Here is a 26,704-nt window from a genome sequence, read left to right as displayed (position 1 = left end):
ACGCCTGCTTAGCTGATGATGACGGACATGGCCTTGAACATGAATACGAAATCATCACCTTCTTTGATATCCAGTTTTTCCATGCTGTTGGCCGTGAGCAGGGCGCAGACATGCGTTCCGTCGGAGAGTTGCCCCTGGACATCGACAACCACGCCGTCCGAGGCCAGGCGCGTCACCTTGCCCGGAAAGGCGTTCCGTGCGCTGCTGTCTGCAGGGACCTTGCCCTTTTCGAGGATTACCCAGGTGGCCTTGACCAATGCGGAGGCGGACATGCCGACTTCCAACCCGATCTTTTCCCTGCTCTGGTTGGTGATGATGGCGGTTATTTCATACCCTGCATCTGTCTTGAGCGTGACTTCCGATAAAACGGGGGTGGATTCCACCCGTATGACTTTTCCGGTGAATGTATTGCGAGCGCTTGTTTCCATACCGAATTCCTTTTTACAGTGAAATTGAATGATGTGTTTGAGATCGTTGTCCGCAAGGGTGACGTATGAAGATGTAAAATCCATTTTACTGTGCCCCAGAAGCGCTTGAACAGCCCGCATGGGCATGCCCCCTTGCAGCAGTTCCACAGCCCGTGAATTACGCAATACTCTTGGGTTCAGAAGCTCCCGGGATAAACCGCAACGCTCTTCTTGTTCATAGAATTTGCGCCGCAAAAAGCCCTGATCCAGATCAAAAAGTCGCTCCCGGCGTTCATCTTTAGGGCGTGCCCTCCACATACGGATGTATTCCAACACTATTTCCGGCAAGGGCAACTCCCGAACGCCTTCTTCCGCATTATCTGTCGCTGCAGGAATACGAACAGTGCCTGATGCGAAATCAATGTCGCGTTCCTCATCGAGGGACAACACCTCGCCCAAACGCGCCCCCGTGTAGCGTAGCACCAGATAGACGATGCGCACCCGCTCGCGCGAGCGTCTGGTGCGGTGGTCTCGCGCCGCTTCGGTCCAGGCGTCAAAGGCGGCCGTCAAGGCGTCTATTTGCGTCTTATCAAGCCTACGCACCCCTTCTGAAACAGTGAACATTCTGCAGGCAGGGGGCAATGATGCGGCATGTGCAGCGTGAGCGCCCCTGTGGGTAAGCTCTGCTTCGACCTGTTCTCTCAGGTCGTATAGCTGGCCGTCACTAAGGCGGCGGATATTGGAGATGTTACTGTTTGTGTGTTTCATGATGATTTCGTGGATTATTATGCACAATGATTGAAAGGTGTAAAGACGTTTCTTTTGACACGAAAAGTAAAAAAAGAGTGACATGTAATTTATGTATTGACATTTTTTGGTTATAAATCGTGTGAGAAGCTTGTTGTAGTATGTATAGATTTGGTTTTTATTGGCACGTAAAAATTCAAATTGGTGTCATTTAATATTTAGTTGCAAAAAAATACATTAGTGTATTAAGGAATGTTCCAAATTGTAGCAAAAGTTGTGTTTGTGTTGCGATTAGGAAAAGGAAAATGGCCTGCTTCCAAGGATTGCTGCAGTCGGCACGGTCCATGCTTTGTTCCATTGGTCGTGCATTATACAACCCTGAAAGCAGGAGGAGTCTACAATGACCATCAACTATACGCCGATTGGCTTTTTCCTCACGCCACATAAGGATGTGCAGGGCATGCCTATCCAACCTTCTGGAGCCAGAGGCGTACGCGGCGCCATCTCCGTATTGCCAGAATATTGTGCAGGACTCACTGATATAGAAGGGTTTTCATACCTTATAGTGCTTTACCATCTGCATGAGATTTGCGGGCATGATCTGCTCGTCACCCCTTTTCTCGATACAAAGCAGCATGGCATCTTCGCCACCCGCTCTCCCAAGAGACCAAATCCCCTGGGTCTTTCCGTAATGCGTCTGGCTGGTGTGGCCGACAACATGCTGTTGCTGGATAATGTGGATGTTTTGGATGGCACGCCCGTCGTCGATATCAAACCCTATGTGCCTGACTTTGATATTTGGCCTGCAGAGCGTGTGGGCTGGTTTGAAGGCAAATCCCATAATGCGAGGCACTACCACAGCGACGCCAGGTTCGCTTGCGTTGTTGCTGAAATGACGGAGGATTAACATGGAGACGTTTTTATTTGTGCATGGCGCCTTCCAGGGAGGGTGGGTCTGGAAATACGTGAGCACTGAGCTTGCACAGCAAGGGCATCAGACGCATGCGCCTACACTTTCCGGATGCGGTTATCTTTCCAATGGCTTCAAAAAGGGCATAGGGCTTACCAATTACATTCAGGACGTTACGAACTACCTGTTTTTTCATGATTTACAGGACGTTGTCATGGTGGCGCACAGCTATTCAGGTATGGTGGCGGCCGCCGCGGCAATGCGCTCATCCAGTATGGTAAAGCGGCTGGTATTTGTGGATTCCATCATTCCTGAACAGGGGCGCTCCTTTGCGGATATGTCGGGGGAAGCCTTCCGCCACATGCTGGACAGCAATCGCGTTGATGGATGGAAGATCAAACCCTGGCCGTTGCAGGTTTTTGGCGTGCCGAAAGAAAAGGCGGAATGGTTTGGCCCGCGGCTACGGGAATTTCCAGAAGCAGCCTTTACCACACCTTTTCCGGACGACTTCGATACGGGCGTTGTTCCGGCATCCTTCATCGGCTGCAGCAACACCGCAAATAAAGTCATACGCGAGATGGAGACCAAAGCGCGCAGCCTGGGGTGGCCAGTTGCATCGTTGGCGTCGGCCCACAGCCCTATGACAACGCACCCTATAGAATTGGCAGGGCTGCTTGTTGCAGCCGCCAAGGGCGGAAACACCTGATGCTTTCCGCCGTGCTCCACAAGCAACTGGGGCATTTCCGCCTGGAGCTGGAACTGGCATGCCAAAAAGGCAAGACGCTCTGCATCGTGGGGCCTTCGGGCTCAGGCAAGACCACGATGCTGCGTCTCCTTGCCGGTTTGGAGCGCCCAGATTCAGGACGTATTTGTATGGGGCGGGATGTTTGGCAGGATAGTGCAAAAGGCGTTTTTCTTCCTCCAAGAAAGCGCTCCGCCGGGTTGGTGTTTCAAGACTACAGTCTCTTCCCGCACATGACCCTTTGGCAGAACGTGCTGTATGCTGCCCAGAATGAGAGCATGCCGACACGCCTGCTTAAAGCATTCGGTATTGCTCACCTTAAAGATATGCGCCCCAATCGTATTTCTGGTGGCGAAAGACAAAGGGGGGCGCTGTGCCAAGCGCTGGCGCGCAAACCGCAATTGCTGCTGCTGGATGAGCCTTTTTCCGCTTTGGACCTGGAGACCCGCCTGGAACTGCGTCATGTTTTGCAAAAGATGCAACAAGAAACGCCCCTTTGCATGGTGCATGTCACCCATGACCTTAATGAAGCACTGTTTCTGGGGGACAAGATACTGCCAGTAGTAAAGGGTAGAGCTGCCCCGGAATGGCTTGAGCGGCAACTGCAACTGCTGCGGCATGAGCAGCAATTGCTTGCCCGCAGCAGCCAGCCAATCAAACCCAAGACCCGCATCGAATATGAAAGGAGTGAGGAATATGCCAAGGAATATATGTAGCTCGGTCTGCTTGTCGCGGGCCCTTTACAACAGCTTCAAACTTGCCGCTCTGACTATCGCACTATTGTTATTTTGCCTGCTTACACAGCCTCTTGGCACTGCCTGGGCCGGTGGCAAGCTCACCATTGCGGCGGGGGCAGGCTACAAGAAAATGGTGGCCGAACTGGGCAAGGCGTTTACCGCGGAGAGCGGCATCGAAGTGGAGCAGATATTCGGCAACATGGGGCAGACCGTTGCCAAGGCCAAAAATAGCGGCTTGGTGGATTGTGTCATCGGCGATCAACGTTATCTGGATGGCGCAGACCTGCCAATCGTTACAAAACATGAAATAGGGCGAGGCAAACTTGTGGCTATCTATGCCAAGGGGCTGCGTATTACATCTCCTGAAGATGTGCAGCGTGACGACGTGACCCGGGTTGCCATGCCTGACCCCAAAAAGGCCATATACGGCCGCGCCGGTGATGCGTATCTGCGTAATGCCGGCCTCATGGACAAGGTGAAAGATAAGCTTTTCATCGTCGCCACGGTGCCTCAGGTTTCTTCCTACGTGCTCAGCAAGGAAGTCGATATGGGATTCATCAACCTGACAGACGCCCTGGCCATAAAGGATAAAATAGGGGGCATGTTCATGGTGGATCAAAAGTACTACTCGCCCATCGTCATCATTGCCGCCGCCCTTAACACTGCGCCCAATACAGAACAGCTTGACGCCTTCACCACCTTTCTCGCCTCCGAAAAGGCCCGGGAAATCGCAACCCGCCACGGGCTGTAATTCAACGTCATGCTTGTGGATGCGGCCATTGTCGGTCCGGTACTGCTCTCGGCCAAGGTGGCCGCGTCCACGCTGCCGTTGTTCCTCGTCTGCGGCGTGGGGCTCGGCTACATACTGGGGCGCTGGCGCACGCCGCTTACCATAATGCTGGATTTCGTGGTCTCGTTGCCACTCATCTTTCCACCAATAGCAACAGGCTTTCTGCTGCTGCTCATTCTTGGGCGCGCTGGCATCCTGGGGAAATATCTGAAAAGTCTTCTGGGAGTGGAGATAATATTCAGTTTCTGGGGTGTGCTGCTGGCTGCATTCATCGCAGGGCTGCCCCTGGCCGTCAAAACCATACAGGCCGCCGTTAGTCAGGATACACTTCGGTTGATGGAAGTGTCTGAAGTGTTGGGAAAATCCCCGGCCACTACCTTTTTCCGGGTGACACTCCCTTCAATAAAACGCAGCATTGCCGCCGGTGTTTTTTTGGCCCTGGCCAGAACCCTGGGTGAGGTAGGTGTAACGCTCATGCTCGGCGGCAATATCGTTGGCCGCACAAACACCATTTCTCTTGAGATCTACAATTCGGTCTTTACCGGTGAATTTCGCAGAGCAGCCATACTCGCAGGGCTCCTGGGCGCGACATCACTTGGTATTCTTGGCGGCATGCACTGGCTTTCGCGGGATTAGAAAGCACAGACAACACCAGCGCCTACTGAAGAATCTTGACCAGGGACCAGGAGTACTCACCTTGGGACTGTATATCTGCCAGCCGCCATGCGCCTTCCACCTGCTTGAAAAGGTAGAGTATTTTTTTGGGTTCGTTGAAATTTTTGAAAGATGCGGTGACTTCTAGGGTGGTGTCGGTCCGGGATGTTTCCTGGATGTTCAGGTCGCTCAGCTCATAGTCCTGCCCATCAACAATGACACTGAACTCATACCCGCATATACCGTCCCCGGCATCCCAGCAGGCCATTTCCTTATCAATCAGGCCGCGCAGTTCGAAATCCGCTATGGGGTAAATCATGTCGAGGTCGGAAGGCATGTCTTCCTGATCTTCCATAAAATGGGCGTATATGTCCCGGACCATTTCCACGGGGCTTTCTTCTGTGGCGCATGCGCCCTGAGGCGCAACGCACAGGATCGCTGCAAACCAGAAGCAAACGGCAAATTTTATGATGTAGGGCGTGCTTATGGAAAAAAATGGGCGATTCACGGTGCTGGCCTCCTCAAGTATAGGGCGCATGCGAAAGAACACAGATGATCTGGTTAATGTCGCGTTCTCAAAAAGTCGATAGATGCGGCGCTGGACGGGCATAGTCAGACTCGGCGCGAATGCGCCGTCATCACACTAAACGTCCTCTCCAATGGCGTTCTTGACTGCGGACATCTTCTGCTGCATGCGGTTGCCGCCATCGCGGGAATCGGCTCGTATGTAGAGCAGCACGCGGTTGTTGTCTTCGCGGAGCAGGTCGTGGCAGCGAGTGACCACGTCCATTACTTCGCTCCATTCACCTTCGATGCTGGTGCTCATGGGGCCGAATTTATAGGGCAGGCCCGATTTGCGGATAAGGTCCACTGCTTTGGCGACTTCTCCGCTGACGCTTTCTCCAGCGCCCAGGGGAAAGATGGAAAATTCGACGATCACGCTCATGGAATGCCTCCTGGCGGTAATTGTGTTTCTATTGGGGAAATCCCCGTTTCCACGATTATCACCAGGGGGGCGTTCGGTCCAGAGGGTGTAAAAAAGACGGGAAGCATGCGGTCCGCAGACCGATGCCCCCCGTCTGTTCAGTTTTGGTGACTACTGTTCGATTGTTTCGGGCTCGGTTTCCGCCCCTGTTTGCTCTTGTGACTCCTCATACATGTGGTGCCTGCGGCCCTGCTTGCCGTCGTGCATTTCGTCATGCCAGTTCTGTCCGTGGCGATCCATTTTGGGGTGCTGCCATCCTCGATTGGACAAGTCTTCCATGCCGGGATCGGCGAACGGTGCGTGCCCCATACGGCAGATGGAGTGGTACGGCATGCCCAAGGCGCGAAGCGCTATGGCGAGGTCCAGCTTGTTTTGAATTCTCCGGGCTTCGAGATCTGCCAGCTGTTTGCCCAATTCCTTGACCTTGTCCTGGTCAAAGTTCTCGGCAGCGAAAGCTTCATGCAGGTCGAGCTGCAGGATGAGGTTCTGGCTGCGGATGTCCACACGCTGCTTCTGAAAAGTGGCAAGCGCCTGGACATAGGCTTTGGCATCCTCAGGGGAAAATTGCATCAGCTCCCGCAGGGAGGGCATGCGCATATCACCTTTGCGCTTGTGTCCTTTGCCGTAGCCGGAAGAGTGCATATGCATGCCCTTCATACCTTGCATGCCCTTCATGCCTTGCATGCCCTTCATGCCTTGCATTCCGTGGTTTTGCATCATGCCCTGGTGCATATTGCCGGCGCCGCATGGGGGCTGTTGCGTGTGCGGCTTGAGGGCGGATGCGGGCTGCACTACGGCAAAGAGGAAAAAAAGGGCCACTGCGAAAAACATGGGTGTCTTGTTGATCATGACAACCTCCTGAATTGGTTTTGTCTCTCTTTGGTAAGACGTGTGAAGCTACTTATTGGTGCACAATGGTAATGCCTTTTGTTTGCATTTGTATCCAGGGGGAACTTTCAGGGAGGGCAAAAAAAAAGGAGACGCCAGGCGCCTCCTTTTATGGGGTGTCATGTTTTCGACGGCTCAGGCAGCCTTTTTATCGCTGACGTCGCTTTTATCTGCTGTAGCCAGGCAGCTGTCCATTTCCCGCACCTTGGTCTTCACGCGCTCCATGATTTTTTTGAAGGTGCTGAAGTCTTTAAGACCAAGCGTACGACCGCCATGGAGCATGCCTGCAAGGTCGGTGAGCTCGTTGTACAGGTACGGTAGGTAGAGCGGATCGTGCCGCAGGTAGCCGTGGAAGCGCTGGATGCTCTCCCGGATTTCCTTTTGCCGGACCTGGGGCTTTTTGAAAAGTTTTTCCAGATGTTTCCGGGCGTTGCGCATGGAGGACATCCACTTTGGCCAGCGTGGCTCAATATCCGGTATGCTGCGGGATGTTTGGGCGTTTCGCATTGCCATGGTGAAGTTTTCGAGACTGCCCGGCCGGGATGTGTTCAGCCCTTCGCGTAGCAGGTCGTTTTCGTCCACGTTTTGTGCGCCTTTTATGACGGCTAGGCCGCCATACAGATTGTATGTAGGGAGATTGTTGCTTGCGATATCCTTCTCCAGATCGCGAAGGGCAGTGATATAGGAAAGCGTGGAGTGGATGGTTTCGCCTGCAGCGTTTTTCAATTCAATGAGCTTGAGTTTTTTGTAGTGCTTTTCCTTACGGACGTGGTCGTGGTGGCCTGCGGCGTGGGTAGTCTGGTCTTTCCAGGCAAAATCCTGGCCGCACAGAAGGATGCGCTCTACGCCGCACCAGTGTAAAAAGCGGTAGATGGCCACGGAAACGTTGCCGCCTGCGTCGATGAGGTGCTCATTGTCGCGCATGGCGTAGGTTCCCATGCCGCCCATGGTCCAGAAAGGAATTGTAGGGCCGGGATAATTGTTCACGACATCGGGGTGCATTTTCGTGGAATAGAGAAGGGGTACGTCTTTGCACCATTCGGGGTCCAGGCGGTCGTAGACTTTGAGCATGCCTTCGCTGTAGTCGATGGCCATGGCGAAGTGCGGTTTCAGGCCGATGCTTTGCAACGGCGTGAGTGTTTGCAACGCCGTGGCGTAAAGGGCATGCCCCCTGTTTTTGGCAAGTACTGGACCATAATGCCCCAGCGAAGGGCCGGCGCCGAGAATAACTGCGGTAAGCCCGTGGGCGGTGCCTCGCATGTTGCGTATGGTTCCATCGGTGATGGCGCGGCGAAAGTTTTTGATTTCGTGGCCGACCATTTCGTCCTGGCGCAGGCGCAGGGTGGTCAGTTCCACTGAGAAATTTTCCAAAGCTTCTTGGCAGATGCGCGACCATTGCGCATACTGGGTGCCGAGCTGGCGGCTCGGGGTATCCACACGCAGATGAATGGCGCCAAAAAGAAAGTGCATATTCATCTGTTGAATGGTCTCACGAATCATCTTGGCATCGGGGGGCAAAAACACAAGCCGCCCTGCGCGGATGAACGGGGAGTAGTCGCTATTGCCCAGGCAGGCCAGCAACATTTCGGGGTCAGGCTCCACCACAAGCACTCTGTGCGTATTTGGGGTGTTGACCAGAACGTAGTTCAGACCATATCCAAGGTTGCAGCCCACAATGATGGACGCGCCGGCAGCAGCTTTCTCGCTGGTATCCGCCCATCCATGGTAGAAGATTTGCGGGGGCGTCTCAAACATGGTCTGTCCCGAAGGCAATGTGAAATCCATTTGGCCACGGGAGTTTCTGGTCAGTTTTTCCATCACCGCCTGTTCGTCCGGGCGCTGATGCGCGAGCCAGAACGCGGCGGGATTCTTGACGTGGGCCATGGCCTCGAGGTTATCCTTGATAAAGGGCAGAGCGTTCATGCTGCACCAAATGCAATCTTCTTGCCAGATAGCGCAGATTAAAAACACAACCATTGGCTATGATAATTTTTCAATATATGAGGCTTACTTATGAAAGTTTATGACGATGTTTTACAGGCCATGGGTAATACGCCCCTGGTGATGCTCAGGCGGTTGAACACCAACCCGAGTGTCAAAATCCTGGCCAAGATCGAGTCTGCCAATCCTGGCGGCTCCATCAAGGACCGCGTCGCTTTGAGCATGATTGAGGCTGCGGAGCGTTCCCGCGAGTTGACCCCTGACAAGACCATCATCGAGGCGACCTCGGGCAATACGGGCATAGGCCTGGCAATGGTCTGCGCTGTGAAAGGGTACAAGCTGCGGTTGCTGATGAGTGAGCGCGCCTCAGAAGAACGCAAGAAAATTCTGTTGGCCTATGGCGCGGAGCTGCAGTTCACGCCGGGGCACCTGAGCACGGACGGCGCCATTGAAGAAGCCTATCGCCTGGCGCGGGAAGAGCCGGAAAAATACGTGCTCATGGACCAGTTTAACAATCAGGCCAGCATTCAGGCCCATTACGAAGGTACAGGGCGTGAAATCTGGGAGCAGACAGACGGGCAGGTGACGCATGTTGTCTGCACCCTGGGTACATCCGGCACGGCCATGGGTATTACCAAGCGGATGAAGGAGATGAACCCTGCCATACAGGTGGTGGCTGTGGAACCCTACGCAGGGCACGCCATCCAGGGGTTGAAGAATATGCAGGAGTCCTATCCCCCCGGCATTTATAACAAGAGCGCGCTGGACAGAATTTTGCGTGTGGAGGACGAGGACGCCTTTGCAACCGCTAGGCGGCTGGCGAAGGAAGAAGGTATTTTTGCCGGCATGAGTTCTGGCGCTGCTGTCGCCGCTGCGCTGCGCCTTTCCGGCGAACTGGAAAACGGTTTGATTGTTGTCATTCTGCCGGACAGTGGTGAGCGGTATTTGAGCACCCCGCTTTTTGCCCCCAAACGTCGCCATGGCATTACCCTGCAGAGCGTGGACAGTGACGAGCCGCATTACCTGGAGCCCGGCAAGCATGGGATAGGGCTGTTCACAACTGGCCCTGCACTGGATGCTCTGGCCAACCTGGATGCCTGGCGTCGCATCGTGGTGCTGGACGTGCTCGCCCGCCACCTGGACCAGGCGGGTATCCCTGCGCGGCTGGCCGTTGGGCTGGCCGATATGGACGACCGGGCCATCAATGCGCAGCGTGACTCCGGCATGGCCAAGGAGCGTTTTCTCGAGAACGTAACCAAGGACCTGGCGACAAACGCCGCGTTCTGGGGTGTTTCTTCCAAGACTGATTTTCACATGGCGGGGCGCAGCGTCGATGCCATGCTGGAACTCTGCCGCAAGCTGCTGGTCAAGGGCGCCGCCTATGAAAAGCTGCGCTCCGTGTATTTTGATGTGCTGCGTTTCCCTTCCTACGGGCTGCTGAGCCCCCAGGACCTGGAAACCCTGAGTCTGGGCAAGACAGTGGATCTCGCCAACTACGTCAAGGACAACCCCAAGGATTTCACTTTGCTGAAGCGCGCCACCTTGCAGGATCTCAAAAGCATGGACTGCCTGCAGACCGAATGGGGCAACGTGCGGCCAAGCTGGTTCCTGCAGCATGCCGCAGCGGCAAAGGATGCCTTGCAGGGCATAGATGTGGTCATGGCTGGAGAGACGCAGCGGTTCCCGCATCTGGAGAACCTGCGCGCCCTTTGGTCCTTGGGAGCAGGAGGGGCAGCCGGAAAGCCCCAAGCCTGGCTTGTCTGCCAGGGGATTCATGGCGACGGGGGCGAGCCAGGACTGCCTGAATACGCAGGGCAGATGGAGCGCCAGGCGCTGCGCATGTGGCTGCTTTCAACATCCCCCCACAAGTCATTGACCCTTTCTGAGGAAAGCCTGCAGATGTGGCGCCGCAACTGGACCCGGGTTCAAAGCCTGGCCATGGATCTGGCGGAAATGGTTTTTGATGCGCCAGCCGCCTCGCGGAAAATGGTGCTGCGTCCGGAAGTGGAGCAACAGCTTGTAGATGTGCGGACAGGGTACAAACAGGCCATGGAAGAGGACCTGTCGCTGCATCGCTACTGGGCTGGACTTTTTGCTGCAGCGCGCGACGTGCGCAAGTTGATAAGTCAGAATGCGCTGCTGCCCGAGGAAGCCGTGGCCTGGAAAAAGCAGCTCGAAGCCCACGACACGGTGCTTGGCTTTTTGGATTCCAAGCGCATGCCTGTTGCACGCAAAGACTGGCCCAAGGATGTGGCAAGCATGGTTCTGGAACGCGATGCCGCCCGTAAAGAAAAAGACTTTAAACGTGCGGATGATCTACGCGAGGAAATTGCCTCAGCCGGCTATACCATAGAGGATACCCCCCACGGGGGGCGTTTGTACCCCGCCTGAAGAGAGGGGCTGCCTAACTATGAACCGCCGGAGCCCGCATCATTGCATGGATGCGGGGCCGCCTTTGGGAACACAGGCCAACCCTTGCCCGCGTCTTCCTGGGGGGGTGCGGCAGATGCCGTTCACATTGCCCCGCGGAGATAGAAACAGGCAGACCTGCCCCTGTGTTTTCCCTGCACAGGCCTCCAGGGCTTTGCGCGGGGGCCTTTGATACCTTGGGCCAAGTGTCTGGCCCGGTGTCTGGCTGTTTCTTCCCTGGATGCGCGGGGAGGGAATGACCGGCCCGCCCTGCTGGTCAGGCTGTCTGGGGACGCCAAAAGAGCGCGGTTCTAAACGTGTCGGGTCCTTTTGCAATATCTCGGGCGGTTGTCTCTTTTCCGGGCGTAAATCAATACCGGTTACATATCCCCACGGCGGGGTGTCATCACCTTTGCCGCCAGACTCCATAAGCGCCGCCACTCCGCCCCTGACACAGCGGGCGTAATTGAATATGCGTATGTCATCGCCCTGCGGACCAAATCCGCGGGGAAATTTCCCCGGATCTCCGGATTTCGGGTCGCTCCTCTGGGCGCCTGCACCGTGCACGTCCATAAATTTTTTGGCTATGCCGCTATACGGGGGGGCAAAGTAGCCCATGGCTTGGCCAAAGGCTATGTATACCGCTCTGCTGCCAGGGGTTTGTCCTTCGATGTGGGTGGTGCTTGTCCAGAAATAGGCCTCTGTCTCGCTGTTATTGAACACTGGATCAATTGCAGCGCTCCCCGTTCCCAAAGGGGAGCGGGTGTAGTCCACAATGCTCTGGAGTTCCTTGGCGTTAGGCAGGCGCCAGTCGTCGTGCTCGGCCAGCTCCAGGTTCTCGCAATAGGAGAGGGCGCTTTGCCAGTCCATGGGCGCGCCGCTGTCATCCTGTTGCCACACCAGAGATGTGGCGGCGTCGACAACGGTGCCGTCTTCCTTGGCTTCGAAATCGTTTTGCCCGTACTCGGGATTTTCCCTGACGTAGCGTACGTAATGTTGAGTAAGTCCTCGTGGAGAGACGATGGGGTAACCCTTGATGCGGCCGTCAGCAAAGTTGACCCCGAAGGCTGTGGAGGCGTTGTCCATGGTGGTGCCGGTATAGCGGGTGGCTGACCAGTCCTGACTGTCTATGCTGCGCTTGCCCTTGGATGTGTCTCCGTAGGCAAAGTCGAAGTATCGGGTATCAATCCAGGGGGCGGCGCCTTTTGCCTCGGGGGAGAGCGTGCCGCGAAAATCTATAAGGGAGTACAATTCCTTGATCGTCGGCATGCGCCAGTCGTCATAGCCCCCCACGCGACAGACAGCAGCACCTTGTCGTGCCTCCTCCCAGCTTATTTCGGCGTACCGCTCCTTTACCCACATGAGCCCGGTCTGCAAGTCGCTCACGGTGCCGTCCTTATTATCCTTGTACATTGGCGCATTGCCCAGGTATTGCGCATCCTGACCAAAGAACGCCTGCCCCGGCACAGGACACGGAATGGGGCCGGCATCGTCGTAACAGGCGGATTGCCCCGTATCGACGATGACGTAAGGATCAGCATGACCTGGGGTTATGTTCCAGAAAAGACACAGGAGGAACATGATGCACAGTGCACAAGACCGGGAGGGCGGTTGTATCATGACGGCTCCCTGAAGGGTTGCGGTTGGCAATTGCAGGCAGTGCGTGGCCATACTGTAGAACACTGTGGCGAGGAAGTGAATGGTCGGGGAAAAAAGCGCCCCTTCCGGTACTAAGGACCGAAAGGGGCGATAAGGGCGTGGAATAAGCGCCCGGGGAATGATGATTTTCAGCTAGTTATTTCTTTGCGCCTTTAGCGGCTTTGGCCTTTTCTTTTGCGCCCTTGGCTTCTTCTGCAGCGGCAGTGCCCAGGCCGGCCTCAGGCTGCTTGATGACGGTCTTGCTCTTTTCGTCGGCAGCGGCTTCAGGGGCAACAGCAGCCTCAGGGGTTTCAGTGGGGGCGTCAGCAGCGGGCTCTTCCACAGGCGCAGGCTCGGGAACTTCACACCCTACCTTGAAGGGCACACCTGCTTCAACGGGAGTTTCTTCACGCCATTCGAGCTCCAGGGAGAGCTTTTGCTTGCCTTTTTTCTCCACGGCTTCCAGTTCCATTTCAATGCTGTCGGCAGGAGTCAGGGTGATGAACTCGTCGCCACGCTGTACGCAAACTGTCTTGGCTTTGAAGCTGTTGACCACGTCTTCGAGGAAGGTGATGATGGATTGGAAGTCCATGGTGCCTTTGATTACGATTCCGTTTTTGCTGCTCATTGTACTTCTCCTGTTTTGTTTAAGCATCTGTTCATGCGGCATTGCCGCTTTAGTGTATTTTTGCCGGCGAAATTTTGATGCCGGATTGCATGGCGGGCCTGATATTGCCTGGCGTGTCGGCCCACGCGTGAACTTTTTTCAGGAAACAGCCCTCTGCCCCCTGACACTTCCTTCGTACCTGTGAGGATCAGATGTTGCAGTCCTCTGCGGGTGCAGATGCATCAGGCGATGCGGTGTCTTTTTGGGAAGCATCTTCAGGCATTGTATCGCCTTTATCGGCGTTTTCCTCTGAATCCTCTTCAAGAATCTCAGACAATTTTTTTTCGGCTTTTTTGAGATATTTTTCCAAAGCCTTGTCTACTGCAGTATCAACGTCCAGTTTTTTGCCGAGAGTTCTTGCTGTTTCCTTCGCTTTTTCAAGCCGTTCTGCGAGCGCGATGTCTACATTGAAAATGACGCGCTTGGTTTCCTTATCCTTGACAAAGACACTCATTGCTCTCTCCTCGTGTACAGTTTTTGTACGAAAGTTGTGATCATTTTGAGCAAAGAAGCTAATCTGTCAACAAGTAAAAAAGTATTACATTTGCATAACTCTTTCATAAAAAAGGAAAAATCTTAGCTACCGGGCTGTTTTGATTGCACTTAATCTTTGTTGGATGGTGCAAAAAAAAATTAAAAAAATTATGTGAAAGCGCTTACATTAAGTAAAAAAGATGATTCCATTTTTTGCTTACTCAGTAATTTAGGTAATTTATCGTGTTTTTTACGTACACTTTGTGTACGCTTTTTGTCTTGATGATAACGCATGGCAGGGCCTGGCGGCATTATAATGTCAGGACTGCGCGCACTTTCTCAAAGGGCTCGGGGAGTGCGTTCTTTTTTTTGTGATATTCTATTGCAAGAGCCTGCTTGACAGGACCTTTCTGTGGGGCCTAGGTTGGCTGCGGAAATTCTCAGGGCGGGGTGAAAGTCCCCACCGGCGGTATTCCGGCAATTTGCCGGAGAGCCCGCGAGCGCCTTTGCAACTGGTGCAAAGGGTCCAGCAGATCCGGTGTGATGCCGGAGCCGACGGTTACAGTCCGGATGGAAGAGAATATGACAGTCTCCTGCCGCGAGCGCGTTCTGCGCACGTGAGTAGTCCATTGCGCCCCGTTTTTCAGGGGGCATGGACTGTCTGTTCTACACCCTGATTCTGGTACTTCAACCTTAAGGAGACTTACCGTGAATCAGTCGCTTTTGGATGCATTCGGCACATCGGAGCAGCGGATGGAAAATGCGTTGCGCGCCTTGGCGGAAGGCCAGGGCGTTCTCGTCGTGGATGACGAGCGCAGGGAAAACGAGGGCGACCTCATATTTTCAGCCGAAAAGCTTACCCAGTCCCAGATGGCCATGCTTATCCGTGAATGCAGTGGCATCGTGTGTCTGTGTCTTACTGACGAAAAGGTGGACGCCCTCAACTTGCCAATGATGGTTGAGGAAAACGGGAGCCGGTATCAGACGGCCTTTACCGTGAGTATCGAGGCGGCAGAGGGGGTGACCACCGGCGTTTCCGCGGCCGACAGGCTGCGCACCGTGCAGGCCGCAGCCGCTGCTGGCGCAACGCCTGCGGATTTGCGCAGTCCCGGCCATGTTTTCCCGTTGCGGGCCAAGGCAGGGGGCGTGCTGGAGCGTCGTGGCCATACCGAGGCGACCGTCGACCTCATGCGGCTGGCTGGTCTCGCTCCTTGTGGTGTGCTGTGCGAATTGACCAACCCGGATGGCACCATGGCGCGGCTGCCTGAAATCGTGCGCTTTGCCAGAGAGCATGACTTGCTGGTTTTGAGCGTGGAAGACATTGCCGCATGGCGGCTTGCCCATGAGGGACAAAATGCCCCCGAGCATAAAAGGCAAAGTGTAGCTGCCTGATAGTATTTACCGGCAAACCTGAGCACGCCAGGAAAATACGTTTGCGTGTAAATTGTAGGCACAAAAAAAGCCCGTAACCTAGGTTGCGGGCTTTTTTTGTTTCATGTGGAATCTTAACGATATTGAGCTGTTGTTGCGTGAATCTTCCAACTGCATCGGTCAAAACAAAAAAAAGACTAAAATGGTGCAGAATTTTCTTTACATAAGAATCAGAATGATTATTATTACCATCAAGAGTCGGCACGTGCCGTCCGCATGCCGACGTACCGTTATGTCCGAGCGGCCTGAAATCTGGTTCATAAAGACGCACCCCACGCTCGGGGGCTGGAAAACACTTCTCAGGAGGCAGACATGCAACTTCGCGATTTTTCCAACTTGGTCATCGATTGGGACATGAGCCCTGAAGACGCCGTTATTCTGTATCTGGAATGGGGCAATAACAATTGGCATGGCAAGCATCAGCCAGTGCGTTCCAAGAATGACTACACCAACTACTTTGTGGTGGATAATTGGGAAGAGCGTCCGACAGTGCGACTGGTAAGAAGAAATTCCGAGCAAGCCGAGGACCTGTTGTCCATGGAGCTGCCACACCACCTGGAGCAATCCTTCAAGGAAGAATTCCAGGGGCTCAAGGGGGTGTATGAGCCGACGGACGAAATCAAGACTTGGCTGCAGCATCAGCTGGAAAATTAGGCCGGGGGGTATATGGCCGCATTGCGCGGCGCCAGCGAACTGGGATTGTTTACAGTTCGCTTTTTTTTATGCTCAGCCCTCAAGCCTGGAGAGGTTGACCACGTGCTCCTGTGTGGAGGTTGCGTCTGTTCCTCGGAAGCTGCCGGAGAGGGGCATGGCCAGTTCCGGCATGCAGGAAGCGGCCAGTGCAATATGCTGTTCGGCGACAGCCAGGCCGCAGGAAGGGTCGAATCCGCGCCACCCTCCGCCGGGAATGAAGGCCTCTGCCCAGGCGTGGAGTTCGTGGGCCTGGGATCTGGTGTCCTCGGGGAGGTCAGGGTCCTGGTAGCCGCTTACAAAACGGGCCGGCAGCCCCACTGCTCTGCAGGCGTCCACGAACAGCACCGCAAGATCGCGGCATGCGCCGGAGCGTTTTTGCAAGGTTGTGGCAGGCGTATGGATGCCTTCTTCATGGCGCACCACGTTTTCAAAATCTGCGCTAATGGCGTCCAGCAAGCCCGCGCAGAAACGCATTGTCTGGTTTTCCGCTGCGGCCAGGATATTCTCGGCAAAGAGTTTTACAGGATCGTCTTCCGGCTCCGGTACGGCGCGCACCATGGCGGGCGCCAGCACTTGTTGCAGATTTTGCGACAGGGAAAGGGGGAGCTTCTGTGCCTGGGTTTCCAGAAGGAAACCGTATGGGTTGTCCAGCATGGTCCGGACCACGGCTTCGGTTTCTATTTCAAAATGGTCCGTAACCCCTTCGAACCAGCACTGTGCATAGGAGTTGCCTTCGGCGTCTATGCCCATGGAGCATCCCGCTGGCTCCGGTTGGAGGCGTAACGTAAAAGATTCCAGTGATTGCCAGCCATCGCAACGAGGGCGCAGCAGCAACCTGTGCGGTTCCAGAAAGACGGGCTTGGAATAGGTGTAACGGCTGGTGTGCTGGATGTGGAAGCGCACACTAACTCCTAGGAGGTCCGCCCCCGTGGCGCTTGCACTCTGGTCAATTTGGCTGCGATGTCGTCAATCCATTCAGAGGGGAGCCGGTTCACGGAATCCCGGAGGCGCTCTTGCCACCAGGAGGAAATGTGCGCCAGGTCGTTTTGCTGAAAACGATGCTCGACAATCTGAAATGAATTTTTGGCCAACAGAACCACATCCACGGGGAAATCAACGTCGGATGCGCTGATTCTGGTGGAATCGAATGCCAGGCACCCAACTTTCAGGGCAAAACGCAGGGGATCGGAATACTTGAGTGTTCTGTCGAGCACGGGTTTACCGTACCCGCCTTCGCCAATGATATGATAGGGCGTCTGATGCCCCACTTCCACCCAGTTGCCCTGGGGGTAAACAAGGTAAAGCTTGTGCTCGGTGTCGCCTTTCAGCTGCCCGCCAACCAAGGCGTGGAGGTTGAACGACAAGCCGCTTTCTTCAAGGGGTTCCTTGTCTTCCTTGGCTACTCTGCGCAGTTGTTTGGCGAATTCATTGATGGTTTGGTACAGCCGTTTGGGGTGTTCCTCGTGGGCTTCCATTTCTTCTTCAAAGTAGGTCAGCGCCTTGTCCCGCACAGAGCGCAATCCGGAAGTCATAACAAAGAAGGCCCCGTCATTATTTTCATAACAGGTTACCTTGTGCGCAGAAATGAGTTCATTGCCAGAGGTGATACGGGTATCGGCAATGCCGACGAGTCCTTCCTCGACGGTAATTCCAAGGCAAAAGGTCATGCCTGTGTCTTCCTTGTAAAGAGCATAAGCCCCTTGCAGGGGCATGCTGCATTTTGTGCATTCCTTCAAGGCAAAGTCGTTTGCCTCGAAAAAATGGCGTTATTGTTGGGCCTGTACTTCGCCTTCCACGGGGATGTAGAAGAAGGATTCGGAAATCGCCTTATCCACAATGTTCATCCGTCTTTGGAAGTGATCGACGAATTGATGTAGGCCCAGGGTGATGATTTCGTCAACACTTTCGTAGGAGAGCTCTGCGCATAAACGCCCCAGCAGGCGTTCCGCCTCGTTGCTGAAGCTGCCGGCTGGCGTGCCGGTTATGGCGTTGAGGGATTGCAGGGCGTTATGCAGGCAATAAAAGGCTGCACGGGGAAAATCCCGCGCCAACAGCATGAACTGCACCACGGATGACGGGGAAATGCGGCCGTAGCGGTGGCGATATTCATCAAAGCTCGAGGTGGAGCGTAAAAGCGCAGTCCAGTAAATGTCATCGTAAACTGTGCCCACACAGTTCACGTTGGGCAGCAGGATGAAGTATTTCACATCCAGAATGCGGGTGACCTTGTCGGCCCGCTCCAGCAGACGTCCCACACGGAAAAAATGCCACCCTTCGCCATGGGCCATGGTGCCGTCGGCAATGCCGCAGAGCAGGGTGCAGAGCAGTTTTACCTGTTCGCAGAAGGTAAACGGGTTTTCAAAAAAGGTTCCCGGTTCGCGGGCCGCGGCTTCCACCTGATGGTACAGCAGGTTCATCTGTTCCCAGAATTCCGGCACAAGAATATCCCGAATGGTGCGCGCATTTTCACGGGAAGAGCGCAGGCAGGAAAGCATGGAATTGGGGTATTCAGGATCAAAGGCCAGGAATTGCAGCACGTTTTGCATGTCCTCGGTCTTGTAGCGCTCCTCAAAAAGCGGCAGGTCCCCCGTTGTCATAATCAGGGGGCTCCACTGCAACTGTTCGTTACCTGGCTCCGAGGGAAGGTCGAGCGTCAGGTGCCAGTTGACTTCAATGAAACGTGCGATGTTGTCTGCGCGCTCCAAATATCTGCTCATCCAGTACATTGCGTCGGCCACACGGCTGAGCATACGTTTCTCCTTGCTTCTTGCTGTACGTGGCGCCGAGCTGTGTCGGCGTCCGTTGCACACCTGCCCGTCCGGATGGTCAGGGTACAGTATCATGGGGCGGAAAGACTCCCCACTATCCCTACTATCCCTACTATCCCAGGACCCAGGTGTCTTTACTGCCGCCGCCTTGCGAAGAATTGACCACCAAAGAGCCTTTTCGCAGCGCCACTCTGGTCAATCCTCCAGGAACAACGTCGATGGAGTCGCCGTAAAGAATGTAGGGCCGCAAATCAACGTGGCGTCCTTCAATGCCAGCATCTGTAATTGTGGGAGCCCGGGAAAGCGCCACTGTGGGCTGGGCAATGTAGTTTCTGGGTTTTGCCTGAATCCGGCGTGCAAATACTTCGCGTTCTTCCTGGGTGGAGGCAGGGCCCACCAGCATGCCGTAGCCGCCGGATTCATTGGCCGTCTTGACCACCAGTTTCTCCAGGTTGTCCAGAACGTAGGCGCGGTCTTTATCACGCCAGCAAAGATAGGTGGGGACGTTGGGCAGGATGGGGTCCTGGTCCAGATAGTATTTTATGATTTCAGGAACGTAGGCGTAGACGACCTTGTCGTCGGCAACCCCAGTTCCCGGGGCATTGGCCAGGGAAACACGCCCCTTTCGGTAAACATCCATTATGCCTGGCACGCCCAGCAAAGATTCCGGTTTGAAGACCGTGGGGTCAAGGAAGTCGTCGTTGACCCGGCGGTAGATCACATCAACACGTTTAAGGCCGGTGGTTGTGCGCATGCAGACGTAGCCGTCATGGACAACGAGATCGCCCCCTTCAACAAGCTCTATGCCGGTCTGCTGTGCAAGGAACGAGTGCTCGAAATAGGCGCTGTTGTAGCGTCCCGGCGTAAGCAAGGCAGCGGTAATGCTGCCTTTGTCGGCAATATGGGAAGGCGCAACGGCATACAGCATGTCCAGCAACCGGCTTGGGTAATCATCCACTGGGCGGATGTTCATGGCCGCAAAGACCTGGGGAAACGTGCGTTTCAATATGTGGCGGTTGGCCAGCACATACGAGACACCGGAAGGGCAGCGCAGGTTGTCTTCCAGCACCATGAATGTGCCGTCTGCATCGCGAACAAGGTCTGTACCCGTGATGTGGCACCAGATACTTTTGGGAGGGGTGAGTCCTTTGCAGGCAGGACTGTAATCCGCGGCGCTTTCGATAATGTCGCGCGGCACAACCTTGTCCTCTAGGATGCGCTGGTCATGGTAAATATCGTGGATGAACATGTTAAGGGCGGTGATCCGCTGCTGCAGCCCCTTTTCTATGTGCATCCATTCCCGTGCGGCGATCAGGCGGGGGATGATGTCAAAAGGAAAAATCTTTTCCGTACCGTCTTCGTGGCCGTAAACGGTGAATGTTATTCCCAGATCAAAAAGAACCTGTTCAGCAGCCTCTTGTCTGCGTAACAATTCCTCGTCAGGAAGTTCATTGATTTTCTTGACGATTTGCAGCGCGCCCGGCCTTGGCGTGCCGTCGGGATTGAACAATTCGTCGTAAAACTCTCCTGGTTGGTAAGAGACGAAATCCATGTGATCTCCGTGTGCCTGTAAGCGGGGGCGTATCAGGCCTCCAAAAGACTGCCTTGTACAGTCGGAACTCCCACCAGTTGCAGCTTTTCCGGCACGAATATAAGGGCAGCAGATTATTCTGCATGCTGTTGTCAATTATGTAAAATATTGGAATGAATGTGTCAACGAAATGGTAAGAATGCGCTGCTTTGCAGCGCAACGGGGAGGGCAAAAAAGGGAGGCGACAGGGCGCAAACGCCGCTGTCCCGGCAGGGGTCAGAGCCCTTCGCCGGGATAGCGGATGGAGCCGCTCTGGGAGATGTCGTAGCCAGGCAGGGTTTTTGCCAGCTCGGCAAATTCAGTGGAGCGGAGCATGTTCAGGAACGCCTGGACGGGTTTTTCGAAAAAGCTGTTCCGGAAGACCAACAGGTCAAAGCGCTCCCACCGGAGGGGGACAAAATCAAGGGGAAGCATGCCGCTTACAGCGCGGATGGCTGGCCCTACGTCGGCGCGCTCGGAGAGCACATCCAGACCTACATCCAGATGTCGCTGCACTTCGCGGCTGTAACCGGAAATATCGGAACCGTCCAAGCCTGCCTTTTCAAGCTCATGATCAAGCAGCAACCGCGTTCCCGTACCTATGGGGCGGTTGGTCAGGCGCAACTTTTTGGCGTGAATGTCCGGAACGCTCTGCACGTCCTTGGGATTGCCCTGCGGCACTATCAGCCCCTGTTCACGGCGGCAGAAATTCACCACAACCGGTGTCTGCTCCAGCTCCAGGTTGGCAAAGGCGAAATTGTAGTCGGTTTCATCATCCTGCAGCAGGTGGCTGCAGGCAACATCGCATAGCCCTTGTCTGAGGGCCTTGATGCCGCCCATGCTGCCCAGAATGCCCATGGCGGCCAGCTGCTCAGGCTGTGTGCGGGAAAACATGGTGCAGGCGCGTTCCAGCAGAATGTCGTTACTGCCGGCAAGCACCAGCAAACCTTCGCGACGCTGCTCATTGGTGTTGGAGGGATGATGCAGGGTGTTGTTTTCCAACCATTGTTCAACCAGATGCAAGGGAAACAGCCATTTGCCTGTAATTTTGGTCGCAGGCAGCCCTTTTTCGCTGACCAGGGCATACACCTGTTTTTCATTTACACCCAGAAACTGGGCTGCTTCCTTGGTGGACAGCAAACGCATCATGGAAGGACCCCCCACGTTTTTTGGTCGGATGCCGGAAAGCCGAAACGGTACATGCTTTCACGGATTAAAATTTGCTACCAGTCCGGACACAGCGCGTGCCGAGCTGTTATTTTTTGTAAGTATAACACGGGGAGTGTCAGGAGGGAAGTCTGCCAAAAGGGTTCTTTCACGGGGGGCGGGGGGTAAAAAGAAGCGGGCGAAACCATTGCTCCGGTTCCGCCCGCTGTCGGTAACTTTTCGGGCTGCATACGGATGACGCAGTCCAGGATATGAGTGTTACATTAGGGCAGGGCAACCATGCTGTGCGTTTGCGCATACGCTCATGTGGTTATACTGCCTGCCGCGTCTCAATAGCCTTCACATCCTCAGGTTTGAATGTTGACGGAATAGCTTTGCCGGATGACCCGGCTTGGCCCTGCTTTATGTGCATGGGCTCAAATGTGTTGCTGCCTCAGCCGATGGCGACTCCGCTCGCCGATATGGGAACGAAACTCCACCAGGATTCAGCTACCTCCGTCATGAAAGGTTACAGGTTAATGATCCCTTTCCAGTCCTAGGACTTGGTTAAAATAATAAGCCTCTGCCATCTTCTCGTCAAGCAGGGAAAATAATTTTTTACGATTCGATGACGCATTTCCTACCATAACGGAACCCGTGACATTTGTTGCACATTTGGGTCATAGTCCGGACATGAATACCTTACCGCTAAAGCTTGAAGGAAAAGTTCGGGGGCAAAGCGCCGGGCCGGATGGCGTCATGCATCTGCAGAAGCTTCTCAATACCTTTCAGGATGCGGCAGAAGACCATGCCAGCTCCCTGGGGGTGGGCATGGAGCTGCTGGAGCCTCGCGGACTGGCATGGGTTCTTGTGCAGTTGCATCTTGAATTCGCGCGGCTGCCCTTTTGTGGAGAGCAATACATTGTGCACACCTGGCCTTCCGCTGCCAATCGGCTCTATGCCTGGCGGCAATTCCAGGTGATGGTCGAAGAGAAGTGTATCACCAGGGGGGTAAGCGTCTGGATTGTCGCCGATATGCACAAACGCAGGGCGGCGCGTATGCCGCAAGAGGTGCAGGCGCTGGAACCGCCCGATATGCCGCAAAGTGAAATCTTCGAATTGGGCAAGGACCCCTCCAAGCTGCCTCTTCCTGGCATGGACACGGATGGTGTGAGCATTCCCTTGCGCCTTGCAGACCTGGACCGCAACGGCCATGTCAATAACGCGGTGCTGTGTCAGTGGCTCTACGAAAGGGCGTTTCATTCCATGAAAAGGAAATGCTCGCAGGAATTGGCGCCAAGCAGCCTTAATGTCCGTTTTCGCAAGGAGATAACCCCCGGACAACACCCCGTGTGTGTCAGCTCTCTTCCCCAGGAGAATGGCGGGCAAATGCTCTGCAATAGCGCGTTGTATAGCGCTGGGGAACTGTCTGCCGCCGCCCAGATAACGTGCCGCAGCAGGGAGGAAGCGTCCCTGTGAACCAAGGCGGCCAAGGTACAGACAACCTGCCACCACCCCCTCCGGATCCGCGGGAAGAAGGAAGAGAAAAGGGGGGGCGCACATTGCCGGTGAATGGCGTACTACTGGCTGTTGATGCCGGCTTGCGGACCGGTATCGCCTGCTTTGACGCACAGGGGCGGCTGTTGTGGTGCCGTTCGCACCACCTGGCGGATATGACAAGGCTGAAGCGCTGGATGCGCGGCGAGCTGGCCATGCTGCCCGCCCTTGAATATGTGGTGGTGGAAGGTGGGGGCGATGTTGCCAAGGCCTGGGAAACAGAAGTGCAGCGCCAGGCAAAAAGGATTGGCCGCTCCGGAAAAATCGGCTTCATGCTTGTACGTGCGGAGGAGTGGCGCGAGGCGCTTTTGCACCCCCGTGAACGTGTCGCAGGCCAGACAGCAAAGGCTACGGCCCTTGTACTTGCGCGCAAGGTTGCGGCCTGGTCCATGGAGGCCGGAGGCGGGGGCGTTGGCAAACGCCCCGTGGCGTTGCGCCATGACGCAGCAGAGGCCGTGATGACAGGGTTCTACGCCGTGTGGAAACTGGAGTGGCTGCAAACTCCCCTGGTCGATGTCCTACGCTGATTCCCATCATGCAAGGGGCGAAGACGTTGCAGAAGCCCCTCTGTATCAATCGAGACCGAAAAAGCGGCGTGCATTGGCGCCACAGGTGGTCCAGAGCTCTTCAGGACTTATGCCCTTGCACGCGGCCATGGTTTTGGCTGTGAACACCAGGTATGCAGGTTCATTACGTCTGCCACGGTAGGGCGCCGGCGTCAGATAGGGGCAGTCGGTCTCCAGCACCAGACGATCCAGGGGGATTTCAGTCACGGCCTGGCGTAACGCCTCGCTTTTGGGAAATGTCACCGGTCCTGGAATGGAAAGATGCCAACCATTGGCAACAAGCTTTGCTGCAAGCTCCGGCCCCTGGCCGAAGCAATGCCAAAGCAAAGGGCGCCCCGTAAAGCCCATGGACTCCAGTATTTCCACTGTTTCGTCTTCAGCCTCGCGGGAGTGGATCACCACGCGCAGGTCAAGGTCCAGGGCCAGCTCAAGCTGCCGTTGCAGGACGTCGCGCTGTACGGCGGCAGGCGAATGCATATAGTGGTAATCCAGACCTATCTCGCCCAGGGCTTTGAGTCTCGTATCTGCCAGAAACAATTCGCGCATGGCCTGTATGGTTGCAGCGTCACAGGCGGATGCCTCGTGCGGGTGCATGCCCAGCAGGAAAAATACATTTTCAAAGGCGCTGAAGCGCTCCCTCCCTTTGGAATAAGGAGTGGGCCCCAGGAACACCTGGCCAATGTGCGATACACCACAACGGCCGGCGCGTTCTATAACTGCCTCCATGTCTACCTGAAAATCTTCAAGATCGAGGTGGGCATGTGTCTCCACCCCCCCTGCTGGAAGCGCCAGGCTTTCAGGATCTGGCAATGGCTTTTTCTTTTTTTTGCTCATTATGAAACCTTACGTCATGGTATTGTGTTGTAAATTTAGTGTCTTGTGTATAAAGGTGGAATCGCTGGAAGGAGGCAGGCGGAAAATCTATTATGGGAAAATCTCCCCTGGCCGAAATTCACATAAAGGGACTTACTTTGCCGCGAGTTGTTTTTCAAAACCGCGCCAGAGTTCCTGGACGCGCTCTGCCTGGAGCTCCAGGCTGTAGCAACGAGCGGTGGCAATGGCGTTTTCCGTGCCCTGTTGCCAAAGGGGGGCGTTTTCGCGCCGCATGCGCTGGCATTCCTCAATGGCCAAGGCCGCGGCCATGACGTCTGCATCGGCAACCCAGATGCCATTGCCCTTGATTGCAGAAGCGTTCGCAGAAGTGTCGGGGCGCTCTGGCCACCAGGGGCCGGCGGCAAAAGGCAACTCTGGGGCAATTTGTCGCATATAGTCCCAGCCACCAAAACCGCTGAAACCAACGGGCAAACACCCACTGGCCATGGCTTCCAAAGGCGGCAGGGGGCACCCCTCGGGAAAGCCGGATGCCAGAAAGACATGACTCGAGGCCAGCCGGGCAGCGACTTCGTCCTGGGGCAGACCGCTTATCTCAACCCATTCCAGACCCTGGCCGTCAGCAAAGGGGCCGATGCCGCACCCTGCTCGCGATGCAACAATTTCGCGGACACGCTGCACCAGCGCCTTGTTCTTGCGTGGCATGTAGGCGACCCGCAAAGGCCCGGCCGGTTTTGCCCCAGGTGGGGCAAAACGTTGCAGATCAATACCGGGGCGCAGGACGGGCGCAGGCCTTCCGGTCGTTTCCTCCACAAACCAGGCCACAGGCTTGGACACCGCCAGGAAGCTGGCGGGGAGTTGTGACCACGCCACGTTTTCCGGCAAGGAAGAGAAGAGATAGGACCAGTTTTGGCAATAGACCAGGCATGTCGCCCCTGCTTGTAGACCGGGGAGCATGGCGTTGACCCAGCCTTCCGGGGTGAGCCAGATGTCCGTTGCAGAGAGGGACAACCCGGCGATCTCCTCCCAGGAGATGGCAGGAATGTCTTGGGGCAGCGCATGGGCTGATTCCGTTCCTGGAGGCTCGCGCAACGTGAGGATGACTTCATAACCCGCCCCGTGCAGGTGCCTGGCAACGTCCAGAAGCACGGCAACGCCGCCTGCATGTCTGGCAAGGGGCGGTATGAAGACGCAGGTGCGCATAAGGACGCGTCCTAAAGGTTCTGCCTGTAAACAAGAGATTGTTTCAGGGTTTCCTTGTCAATGTAGCGGACTTCGGAACCCAGGGGGATGCCCTGCGCCAGTCGTGTCAGCTTTACGTTGGGGTATTCGGTGCGGACCATGTTGCTGACATAAGATGCCGTGTTCTCCGCCTCCAGCGTGGTGCCAAGGGCCAGAATCAGCTCCTTGAGGTTGCCCTCCCGCAGGCGATTTTTGAGTTTGCCGAGTTCCAGCGCCTGGGGCTGTACGCCTTCCAGGGGAGCCACCAGACCGCCCAGGATCATGTACAACCCCTTGTAGAATCCGCCCTGTTCAAGGGCAAGGAGGCTGTCCCATTCGGAAACCAGGCACAAGGTGTCATGGTCGCGCCCCGGATCAGCGCACAGAGTGCAGGGGTCGCTGTCGGCAAGGCCGTTGCACATGCTGCAGATGGTAAGCTTGTCGCGCAGGTCCAGTATTGCCTGCCCAAGTCCGCGGGCCTTGGTCTCCGGCCATTTCAGAATGGCCAACGCCATGCGCAGGGCGCTTTTCGGCCCCAGACCGGGAAGCCCGGAAAGCTGTTGGACCAGCGCATCAAGTGGTTCGGGAAGATCGCGCAAGGACTACGACTCCTAGAACATGCCGGGCATGCCGGGCAGGTTGAGGCCGCCGGTAAGCGCGCTCATTTCCACTTCAACCATCTCGCGGGACTGCTTCAGCGCTTCGTTGACGGCGGCGAGCACCAGGTCCTCGAGCATGGACACATCTTGCGGATCCACTGCCTGGGGGTCGACCTTCACACTCAGGATTTCCTGGGCGCCGTTGGCAACAACAGTAACCATGCCGCCGCCTGCAGTGGCTTCAACGGTCTTGGTCTTCAGCTCTTCCTGGGCCTTGGCCATCTTTTTTTGCATGACCTGTGCCTGACGCACCAGATCGTTCATGCCCTTCAT

General features: G+C 55.4%; 27 protein-coding genes and 1 riboswitch. Of the genes, 10 read left to right on the top strand and 17 right to left on the bottom strand.

Annotated features, from left to right (window positions below; genetic code table 11):
• Positions 1–8: 8 nt before the first annotated feature.
• Entirely contained in the window at positions 9–1,175 is a 1,167-nt protein-coding gene (locus tag ACZ5EH_RS00810; protein WP_464276245.1) for a TOBE domain-containing protein, read from the bottom strand.
• 379 nt (positions 1,176–1,554) lie between these two features.
• On the opposite strand from ACZ5EH_RS00810, the gene tsaA reads away from it, so the two are divergent.
• The 5 genes from tsaA to ACZ5EH_RS00785 are packed head-to-tail and all read left to right on the top strand — an operon-like array spanning position 1,555 to position 4,969.
• The gene (gene tsaA / locus ACZ5EH_RS00805; protein WP_464276244.1) at positions 1,555–2,061 is read left to right on the top strand and encodes a tRNA (N6-threonylcarbamoyladenosine(37)-N6)-methyltransferase TrmO; all 507 of its coding nucleotides are present in this window, start codon (positions 1,555–1,557) and stop codon (positions 2,059–2,061) included.
• Position 2,062: 1 nt separating this feature from the next.
• Positions 2,063–2,770, top strand: coding sequence for an alpha/beta fold hydrolase (locus ACZ5EH_RS00800; RefSeq protein ID WP_464276243.1), 708 nt, complete (start codon positions 2,063–2,065; stop codon positions 2,768–2,770).
• Complete coding sequence (locus tag ACZ5EH_RS00795) at positions 2,770–3,522, top strand: ATP-binding cassette domain-containing protein (RefSeq protein WP_464276242.1); 753 nt, start codon at positions 2,770–2,772, stop codon at positions 3,520–3,522. The genes ACZ5EH_RS00800 and ACZ5EH_RS00795 overlap by 1 nt, the downstream gene beginning before the upstream one ends.
• Positions 3,503–4,294: a molybdate ABC transporter substrate-binding protein gene (modA, locus tag ACZ5EH_RS00790; RefSeq protein WP_464276241.1), complete on the top strand. Its 792-nt coding sequence runs from the start codon at positions 3,503–3,505 to the stop codon at positions 4,292–4,294. Before ACZ5EH_RS00795 ends, modA begins: the two co-directional genes overlap by 20 nt.
• A 9-nt stretch (positions 4,295–4,303) precedes the next feature.
• The gene (locus tag ACZ5EH_RS00785) at positions 4,304–4,969 is read left to right on the top strand and encodes a molybdate ABC transporter permease subunit (protein WP_464276240.1); all 666 of its coding nucleotides are present in this window, start codon (positions 4,304–4,306) and stop codon (positions 4,967–4,969) included.
• A gap of 22 nt (positions 4,970–4,991) precedes the next feature.
• On the opposite strand, the gene ACZ5EH_RS00780 is transcribed toward ACZ5EH_RS00785, so the two are convergent.
• From ACZ5EH_RS00780 to ACZ5EH_RS00765, 4 genes are all read right to left on the bottom strand, one after another.
• A complete protein-coding gene (locus ACZ5EH_RS00780; RefSeq protein WP_464276239.1) occupies positions 4,992–5,495 on the bottom strand; it encodes a hypothetical protein in 504 nt (167 codons plus the stop codon).
• A 135-nt stretch (positions 5,496–5,630) separates the two neighbouring features.
• Positions 5,631–5,933, bottom strand: a complete 303-nt coding sequence (locus ACZ5EH_RS00775; RefSeq protein WP_464276238.1) for an MTH1187 family thiamine-binding protein — start codon at positions 5,931–5,933, stop codon at positions 5,631–5,633.
• 150 nt (positions 5,934–6,083) lie between these two features.
• Positions 6,084–6,821: a hypothetical protein gene (locus ACZ5EH_RS00770; RefSeq protein ID WP_464276237.1), complete on the bottom strand. Its 738-nt coding sequence runs from the start codon at positions 6,819–6,821 to the stop codon at positions 6,084–6,086.
• A gap of 174 nt (positions 6,822–6,995) precedes the next feature.
• Positions 6,996–8,783 carry a motility associated factor glycosyltransferase family protein gene (locus ACZ5EH_RS00765; RefSeq protein WP_464276236.1) on the bottom strand — a complete coding sequence of 596 codons (1,788 nt, stop codon included), beginning with the start codon at positions 8,781–8,783 and terminating at the stop codon, positions 6,996–6,998.
• 90 nt (positions 8,784–8,873) lie between these two features.
• Between ACZ5EH_RS00765 and ACZ5EH_RS00760 the strand changes: the two genes are divergently transcribed.
• Positions 8,874–11,192 carry a cysteine synthase gene (locus ACZ5EH_RS00760; protein ID WP_464276235.1) on the top strand — a complete coding sequence of 773 codons (2,319 nt, stop codon included), beginning with the start codon at positions 8,874–8,876 and terminating at the stop codon, positions 11,190–11,192.
• 39 nt (positions 11,193–11,231) lie between these two features.
• Here ACZ5EH_RS00760 and ACZ5EH_RS00755 read toward each other — a convergent pair whose 3' ends face one another.
• The 3 genes from ACZ5EH_RS00755 to ACZ5EH_RS00745 form a co-directional block, all read right to left on the bottom strand.
• Entirely contained in the window at positions 11,232–12,830 is a 1,599-nt protein-coding gene (locus tag ACZ5EH_RS00755; RefSeq protein ID WP_464276234.1) for an Lcl C-terminal domain-containing protein, read from the bottom strand.
• A gap of 175 nt (positions 12,831–13,005) precedes the next feature.
• The gene (locus ACZ5EH_RS00750; protein WP_464276233.1) at positions 13,006–13,476 is read right to left on the bottom strand and encodes an amphi-Trp domain-containing protein; all 471 of its coding nucleotides are present in this window, start codon (positions 13,474–13,476) and stop codon (positions 13,006–13,008) included.
• A 187-nt stretch (positions 13,477–13,663) separates the two neighbouring features.
• Positions 13,664–13,969 (bottom strand): hypothetical protein, encoded by a 306-nt coding sequence (locus tag ACZ5EH_RS00745; RefSeq protein WP_464276232.1) that lies wholly within the window; start codon positions 13,967–13,969, stop codon positions 13,664–13,666.
• Positions 13,970–14,421: 452 nt separating this feature from the next.
• A riboswitch (FMN riboswitch) is annotated at positions 14,422–14,575 on the top strand.
• A gap of 122 nt (positions 14,576–14,697) precedes the next feature.
• Between ACZ5EH_RS00745 and ribB the strand changes: the two genes are divergently transcribed.
• Together ribB and ACZ5EH_RS00735 are read left to right on the top strand one after the other, a co-directional pair.
• Positions 14,698–15,381: a 3,4-dihydroxy-2-butanone-4-phosphate synthase gene (ribB, locus tag ACZ5EH_RS00740; protein WP_464276231.1), complete on the top strand. Its 684-nt coding sequence runs from the start codon at positions 14,698–14,700 to the stop codon at positions 15,379–15,381.
• A 351-nt stretch (positions 15,382–15,732) separates the two neighbouring features.
• Positions 15,733–16,074, top strand: coding sequence for a DVU0772 family protein (locus tag ACZ5EH_RS00735; protein WP_464276230.1), 342 nt, complete (start codon positions 15,733–15,735; stop codon positions 16,072–16,074).
• 72 nt (positions 16,075–16,146) lie between these two features.
• On the opposite strand, the gene ACZ5EH_RS00730 is transcribed toward ACZ5EH_RS00735, so the two are convergent.
• The 5 genes from ACZ5EH_RS00730 to ACZ5EH_RS00710 all read right to left on the bottom strand — a co-directional run bounded on the left by ACZ5EH_RS00730 (position 16,147) and on the right by ACZ5EH_RS00710 (position 21,600).
• Positions 16,147–17,016, bottom strand: coding sequence for a transglutaminase family protein (locus tag ACZ5EH_RS00730; protein WP_464276229.1), 870 nt, complete (start codon positions 17,014–17,016; stop codon positions 16,147–16,149).
• An 8-nt stretch (positions 17,017–17,024) separates the two neighbouring features.
• The gene (locus ACZ5EH_RS00725; RefSeq protein WP_464276228.1) at positions 17,025–17,780 is read right to left on the bottom strand and encodes a proteasome-type protease; all 756 of its coding nucleotides are present in this window, start codon (positions 17,778–17,780) and stop codon (positions 17,025–17,027) included.
• Positions 17,781–17,879: 99 nt separating this feature from the next.
• A complete protein-coding gene (locus tag ACZ5EH_RS00720; RefSeq protein ID WP_464276227.1) occupies positions 17,880–18,863 on the bottom strand; it encodes an alpha-E domain-containing protein in 984 nt (327 codons plus the stop codon).
• Positions 18,864–18,993: 130 nt separating this feature from the next.
• Positions 18,994–20,433: a circularly permuted type 2 ATP-grasp protein gene (locus ACZ5EH_RS00715; RefSeq protein ID WP_464276226.1), complete on the bottom strand. Its 1,440-nt coding sequence runs from the start codon at positions 20,431–20,433 to the stop codon at positions 18,994–18,996.
• A gap of 255 nt (positions 20,434–20,688) precedes the next feature.
• Complete coding sequence (locus ACZ5EH_RS00710; protein ID WP_464276225.1) at positions 20,689–21,600, bottom strand: substrate-binding domain-containing protein; 912 nt, start codon at positions 21,598–21,600, stop codon at positions 20,689–20,691.
• Between the two features lie 690 nt (positions 21,601–22,290).
• Here ACZ5EH_RS00710 and ACZ5EH_RS00705 point away from each other — a divergent pair.
• Positions 22,291–23,076 (top strand): acyl-[acyl-carrier-protein] thioesterase, encoded by a 786-nt coding sequence (locus tag ACZ5EH_RS00705; protein WP_464276224.1) that lies wholly within the window; start codon positions 22,291–22,293, stop codon positions 23,074–23,076.
• Positions 23,073–23,681: a hypothetical protein gene (locus ACZ5EH_RS00700; RefSeq protein WP_464276223.1), complete on the top strand. Its 609-nt coding sequence runs from the start codon at positions 23,073–23,075 to the stop codon at positions 23,679–23,681. The genes ACZ5EH_RS00705 and ACZ5EH_RS00700 overlap by 4 nt, the downstream gene beginning before the upstream one ends.
• Before the next feature lie 45 nt (positions 23,682–23,726).
• Here ACZ5EH_RS00700 and ACZ5EH_RS00695 read toward each other — a convergent pair whose 3' ends face one another.
• The 4 genes from ACZ5EH_RS00695 to ACZ5EH_RS00680 all read right to left on the bottom strand — a co-directional run bounded on the left by ACZ5EH_RS00695 (position 23,727) and on the right by ACZ5EH_RS00680 (position 26,704).
• Positions 23,727–24,554 (bottom strand): TatD family hydrolase, encoded by an 828-nt coding sequence (locus tag ACZ5EH_RS00695; protein WP_464276222.1) that lies wholly within the window; start codon positions 24,552–24,554, stop codon positions 23,727–23,729.
• Between the two features lie 132 nt (positions 24,555–24,686).
• Complete coding sequence (locus tag ACZ5EH_RS00690; RefSeq protein WP_464276221.1) at positions 24,687–25,754, bottom strand: glycosyltransferase family protein; 1,068 nt, start codon at positions 25,752–25,754, stop codon at positions 24,687–24,689.
• An 11-nt stretch (positions 25,755–25,765) separates the two neighbouring features.
• On the bottom strand, positions 25,766–26,371 hold the full coding sequence (gene recR / locus ACZ5EH_RS00685; RefSeq protein WP_464276220.1) for a recombination mediator RecR: 606 nt from the start codon (positions 26,369–26,371) through the stop codon (positions 25,766–25,768).
• Positions 26,372–26,383: 12 nt separating this feature from the next.
• On the bottom strand, positions 26,384–26,704 hold the full coding sequence (locus ACZ5EH_RS00680; RefSeq protein WP_464276219.1) for a YbaB/EbfC family nucleoid-associated protein: 321 nt from the start codon (positions 26,702–26,704) through the stop codon (positions 26,384–26,386).

The organism is Desulfovibrio biadhensis, from assembly GCF_055388615.1.
This window is presented reverse-complemented; position numbering and strand designations above follow the sequence as displayed.